The organism is Rhodoferax sp. (genome assembly GCF_011391645.1).
Classification (GTDB): Bacteria; Pseudomonadota; Gammaproteobacteria; order Burkholderiales; family Burkholderiaceae_C; genus Rhodoferax.
Genome location: NZ_JAABQC010000009.1, coordinates 28,634 through 34,049 on the forward strand (window position 1 = coordinate 28,634; position 5,416 = coordinate 34,049).

The 5,416-nt window shown below is 60.6% G+C and carries 6 protein-coding genes and 1 pseudogene; 2 read left to right on the forward strand and 5 right to left on the reverse strand.

The features are described from left to right. Both GPS82_RS02455 and GPS82_RS02460 read right to left on the reverse strand, forming a co-directional pair. Positions 1 to 288, reverse strand: a pseudogene (locus GPS82_RS02455) (hypothetical protein); the annotation flags it as partial. A 145-nt stretch (positions 289 to 433) separates the two neighbouring features. Continuing rightward, positions 434 to 982 (reverse strand): Spy/CpxP family protein refolding chaperone, encoded by a 549-nt coding sequence (locus tag GPS82_RS02460; RefSeq protein WP_296490631.1) that lies wholly within the window; start codon positions 980 to 982, stop codon positions 434 to 436. Between the two features lie 196 nt (positions 983 to 1,178). Here GPS82_RS02460 and GPS82_RS02465 point away from each other — a divergent pair, with 196 nt between their 5' ends. Further along, on the forward strand, positions 1,179 to 2,075 hold the full coding sequence (locus GPS82_RS02465; RefSeq protein ID WP_296490632.1) for a recombination-associated protein RdgC: 897 nt from the start codon (positions 1,179 to 1,181) through the stop codon (positions 2,073 to 2,075). A 1-nt stretch (position 2,076) separates the two neighbouring features. On the opposite strand, the gene GPS82_RS02470 is transcribed toward GPS82_RS02465, so the two are convergent. The 3 genes from GPS82_RS02470 to GPS82_RS02480 all read right to left on the reverse strand — a co-directional run bounded on the left by GPS82_RS02470 (position 2,077) and on the right by GPS82_RS02480 (position 3,242). Further along, positions 2,077 to 2,268, reverse strand: coding sequence for a DUF2892 domain-containing protein (locus GPS82_RS02470; RefSeq protein WP_296490633.1), 192 nt, complete (start codon positions 2,266 to 2,268; stop codon positions 2,077 to 2,079). A 95-nt stretch (positions 2,269 to 2,363) separates the two neighbouring features. Beyond that, the gene (locus tag GPS82_RS02475; protein ID WP_296490634.1) at positions 2,364 to 3,032 is read right to left on the reverse strand and encodes a Crp/Fnr family transcriptional regulator; all 669 of its coding nucleotides are present in this window, start codon (positions 3,030 to 3,032) and stop codon (positions 2,364 to 2,366) included. 12 nt (positions 3,033 to 3,044) lie between these two features. Then, positions 3,045 to 3,242 (reverse strand): cation transporter, encoded by a 198-nt coding sequence (locus GPS82_RS02480; RefSeq protein ID WP_296490635.1) that lies wholly within the window; start codon positions 3,240 to 3,242, stop codon positions 3,045 to 3,047. 77 nt (positions 3,243 to 3,319) lie between these two features. Between GPS82_RS02480 and GPS82_RS02485 the strand changes: the two genes are divergently transcribed. Next, on the forward strand, positions 3,320 to 5,416 hold a 2,097-nt coding region (locus GPS82_RS02485; protein ID WP_296490637.1), incomplete at its 3' end, for a heavy metal translocating P-type ATPase.

The following is a 5,416-nucleotide window of genomic DNA, read 5'->3' on the forward strand; positions in this document are numbered from 1 at the left end:
GAGGCTGCGACTCAAGGCATACAAACTGGTGACCAACACCGGGCCCACCAAAAGAAAACCCGAAAATGCGCCGGCCAGGAACCAGAAGCGATCATGCGCCACCCCCAGCATGACGGCACCGATCAGCGCGAGCAGCGCACCGTGCAACACGCTGATCCAGCCGCAACGGGTCAGGTCATGCCACCCCCTGATCAACCAGGAGATCGGCTGAGCTGCGCCAATGGTTCGGACAAGAATCGTGGCGCCGGATGAACCCGGATTCTGGGCAGATGGCAAAGAGTTGGACATGGCGGGTAAAGAAATGAAACAGGCGAATGTTGCCACAAGCAGGCAAGCGAAATGTTTCAGAGCCTAAAAAGACCAGGGGCGGCACCCGCGCTTTGCGAATGCCGCCCCTGAGAAGTCTGGTGCCAGAAAACTGGCTAGTAAAAACTCAGCCCTTGGGTTGCATCATGCCTTTGCCACCGTGCATACCCTTTTGTGAGCCGCGGCCTTGCATGGCCTGGGCATCAAAAACCTTTTGCTGCTCGGGGGTCAAAACAGCATAGAAGGTCTTGGTGGACTCGGCGCGCTTGTCCATGGCGGCAGTCATCTCAGCCATGCGCTGGGCGCGCATTTCTTTCATCTTGTCCATGCGCTCTGGCGTGGTGAGCTTGGCCATGTCAGCCATGGTCGCTTGCCGATCCTTCATCATGCCTGCCGGCGGTTTGAGAGCGGCCGTGAAAGTGGTCCAGGCAGGTTCTTGCGCGGCGGTGAGCTTGAGCTGGGCCTTGAGGGCCGCCTGGCGCTGCTCCATGCGGGCCTGCATTTTGGCCGGATCCTTTTTGCCCATGCTGTGGTGGCCCATACCCATCCCGTGCATCCCCGCGGACTGACCACCCATCATGTCGCATTGGGCGCCACCCATCCCGCCTTGTGAGTAGGCCAGGCCAGCGGCCATCATCAGGCCGGCAACCAGAGAAAGTTTGAGTTTGGTTTTCATCATCATGTCCTTCAAGTTAAAGCCAATGGCCTGAAAGTGGCATCGGCGTGAAAAGAAGTATGCGACGCCCGTGTATCGAAAGCATGAGGCTGCATCAAAGCTTTGTAAAGTTTTGCAGCGTTTCTTCAAGGGATGCCGGCGGATTGATGGGATGATCGACGGTTTCGCATTTGCATGCATTTTTAGAAGGTCAGCCGTGTTCAAGAACGTCATCATGTACCGCATCGCTCCAGGGTGGAGCCTGGCTGCCGAAGAGGTGGAAGCCCGCCTGCAGGACAACCACTTTGTCGAGTGTGGTGCGTCCCAGGAAAAATCGGTCGGCTGGATCGAGCCGCGCGGCGAGGCCAACGGCCCGCTGCTGGAAACTGTGGCCGGTCAGTGGGTTTTGAAACTCATGACCGAGACCCGCGCCCTGCCCGCCTCGGTAGTCAACCGCAAGGCGCAGGAGCGCGTGGCCCAGATTGAAGCCAGCACCGGGCGAAAACCCGGTAAAAAAGAAACCCGCGACATAAAAGACGACATCCGGTTGGAACTGCTACCCATGGCCTTTACCAAGCAGTCCAGCAGCACCGTCTGGATCGACCGCGAGGCGCAAACGCTGGTGACGGATGCCGGCAGCCAGGCCCGCGCCGATGAACTGATCACGCTGTTGGTGCAAGGCCTGCCTGGACTGGCTTTGAGCCTGGTCAACACCCAAATTTCTCCGACCGCGGCCATGGCTGACTGGCTGGTCAGCCAGCAAGCACCTTCAGGTTTCAGCGTGGACCGGGAGTCCGAACTCAAGGCTGCCGATGAATCCAAAGCCGTGGTGCGTTATGCCCGCCACCGGCTTGACACCGACGAGGTCAGGCAGCACATCGAGGGCGGAAAAATGCCCACGCGCCTGGCCCTGACCTGGAACGACCGGGTCTCGTTTGTGCTCACCGAGGGGCTGCAACTCAAAAAAGTGGCGTTTCTGGACGTGGTTTTTGAAGGCGCCAGCACCGGCAAGGACGACGGCTTTGATGCCGACGTGGCCATTGCCACCGGTGAGCTGCAAAAGGCGCTGCCAGCGCTGCTTGAAGCGCTGGGCGGCGAGGTGGCGATGACTTGAGTTACTGCTTTGTTGAGCAGGTGTTCCAGCCAAAAATGGCATAGGGCGGGCACCAGCCAATGACGCCGGTGGCCAACGGCACAACGCCGATCCAGCCCCAGACACCGACGGTGCCGGTAAGCGTCAGACCAATCAGCACCAGGCCAAGCACAATGCGCAAGATGCGGTCAATGCCGCCAACGTTTGATTTCATGAGAACTCCAGGATTGAATGGTAAGGGAGCCTATTAGACGCTGGCGGCATGCAACAAGTCTGTGACTGAAGTCACCGAGCCCTGTTGGCATGCGCTCAGTTCGGCTGGGTACTCACCAGCTTGCGCAACGCTGCACCGTTGACGATTTGAATCTGCTCACGGCCCAGGCTGACCCAGCCCTCACGCTCAAAACGACGCAACAGGCGGGTCACCATTTCACGCACCGTGCCCAGCTCATCGGCCAGGGTCTGATGCGTCACATTGAGCTGCTGGCCCCGGCCCAGCAGGGCGGCGGCCAGACGGCGGTCCAGGCGTTGAAACGCCACGGCATCAATCAGACTGGTGAGGTCGGCCATGCGCTCGGCAAACAAGCCCAGCACTTCGTTGCGGAACGCGGGTGTTTCCAGCCAGCGCCCAAATAATTCCGGCTTGACCAGCAACAGCGTGCTGGGTTTGGTGGTGATGCCAAAAGCAGTCAGCGGCTGGACCCTGAACAGGCAGGCGCTCGACACCAGGCACAACTCGCCAGACACCACCCGGTACAGTTCCAGCGAGCGGCCATCGCCCGAGTTGCGCGAGACCTTGATTTCACCACTCAGCACCAATGGAAAGCCCTGGCAAGGCGTGTTTTCGCTAAACAGCACTGTATTGGCCGGCACCTCAAAGGGCACCAGCCCTGATTCCGGGGCATCTGGTGCCGGGCGAACCTGGGCCAGTGACGGGTATAAATCTGTCAGCAGCGCCATCAATGCCGAGTCGTTCATGCGCGGCTGCTCTCAGGCCGCAACCTGGTAACCTTCTTCAGCGATTGCCTGTGCCAGGGCTTCGCGCGGCTGCTCGGAATCCACCTCAACAAGGTTCTGTGTGCGATCGGCCGTCACTTCCGCTGATCGGTCAAGTTGCCGAACAGCGCGCACCACCGCTTTTTCACAATGCTCACAGGTCATGCCGGTCACGGTAAAAGTTTGCTTCATTTCAAATCCCTCGAAAATACGACGACCACAAAAGCGCGTATTGTGAACCTTGCGAATCTTTTCCGGCTCTACCTCTCATGACAACTCCTCAAACTCACCCCGACCCCTTGCGCGTTGACCTTGGTATTCACGGCATGACCTGTGCGTCGTGCGTGGGCCGCGCTGAAAGGGCGCTGAAAAAAGTGCCCGGTGTGCAGGAAGTGAGCGTGAACCTGGCCACAGAATCAGCCCGCGTGATGGTGTTGCCATCAGATCAGATCGAGGCCCGGCTCCGGCGCGCCGTGCGCGATGCCGGTTACGAGCCGGTGGCAGCCAATGCCGCCATCGACGCGCCCGATGAATCCAACTGGGCCGGTTTCGGACCCGTGGCACTGGGTCTGGCGCTGTCATTACCCTTGATGCTGCCCATGTTGGCCGATCTTTTTGGCCAGCACTGGATGCTGCCGGCCTGGCTCCAATTTATGCTGGCCACGCCGGTGCAGTTCGTTCTGGGGGCACGCTTTTACAAGGCGGGCTGGCATTCCCTGAAGGCACTCAGCGGCAACATGGACCTGCTGGTGGCCATGGGCACCAGCGCCGGTTGGGCACTGTCTGTCTGGTTGTGGTTAAGTGCCGCACCCGGGACCCTGCCACACCTTTATTTTGAAGCCTCCGCCGTGGTCATCACCTTGGTGCTGCTGGGCAAATGGCTGGAAGCCCGGGCCAAGCGGCAGACCACCTCGGCCATTCGCGCCCTGCACGCCTTGCGACCCGAGACCGCGCATTTGCTGGGGCTGGACGGTGAAACGGATGTGCCCATTGATGAAGTGCTGGTGGGCGACGAGCTGGTGGTGCGCCCGGGTGAGCGTTTTGCAGTCGATGGCCTGGTGCAGGAAGGCCAGACCCAGGTGGACGAATCGATGCTCACGGGCGAACCATTGCCGGTGTCGAAAGCCCTGCAGGACAAAGTGACAGGTGGCACCCTGAACGGTGATGGCCGGGTCGTCGTGAAAGTGACGGCCACCGGCGTCGACACCGTGCTGGCCGGCATCATCCGCCTGGTCGAAGACGCGCAGGCTGCCAAGGCACCGATTCAGCGCCTGGTGGACAAGGTAAGCGCTGTCTTCGTTCCCGTGGTGCTGGTGATTGCGCTGATCACGCTGCTGGGCTGGTTGCTGAGTGGTCAATCCTTTGAAGTGGCTGTGATCAACGCCGTTACCGTGCTGGTGATTGCCTGCCCTTGCGCCCTTGGGCTGGCCACGCCCGCGGCCATCATGGCAGGCACCGGCATTGCTGCCCAGCACGGTATTTTGATCAAGGATGCACAGGCGCTGGAACTGGCGCACAAGGCCGACGTGGTGGTGTTTGACAAAACCGGCACGCTGACGCTGGGCCAGGCGCGATTGACGGACTTTGCCGTGACTTCAGAGGCTGATTCAGACGCCTTGTTAACCCTGGCAGCTGCTTTGCAGAGCGGCAGTGGCCACCCGCTGGCCCGTGCTGTGGTCACGGCAGCCCTGGACAAGCGACTGGTCTTGCCACCGGTGACGCAATTGCAGAGCATCCCGGGCAAGGGTCTGCGCGGCCAAGTCAACGGAGAAGACTATCTGATTGGCAGCTTGCGCTGGGTGCAGGAGCTGGGGGTGCAAACCAACACCCTGGAGCAGCACTTGCAGAACCTGGCGAACCAGGGGGCAACCCTGGCCATCATGGCACAGCAAACACCCGCCGGCTTGCAGGCCTTGGCGGTGCTGGCCTTTGGTGATGAACCCAAACCTGAGGCCAGTGCGGCCATTGCCACCCTGAGGAAACGCGGCATACGGGTCATGATGCTCTCGGGCGACAACACCGCCGCCGCGCTGGCCATGGCAAAACGGGTCGGCTTGCAGCCAGAGGAGGTCATCAGCAATGTGTTGCCAGGCGACAAGGCCGCACAAATTACATCCCTGAAACAACAGGGATTGACGGTGGTGATGGTGGGCGACGGTGTCAACGATGCGCCCGCCCTGGCCGCGGCCGATGTGGGCATCGCCATGGCCAACTTGGGGGGCGGCACCGATGTCGCCATGCACGCGGCCGGCATCACGCTGATGCGTGGCAACCTGTCGCTGGTGTCCGCATCTTTGGACATCTCTGACCGCACTGTGGCCAAAATACGGCAGAACCTGTTTTGGGCTTTTGTCTACAACGTGGCA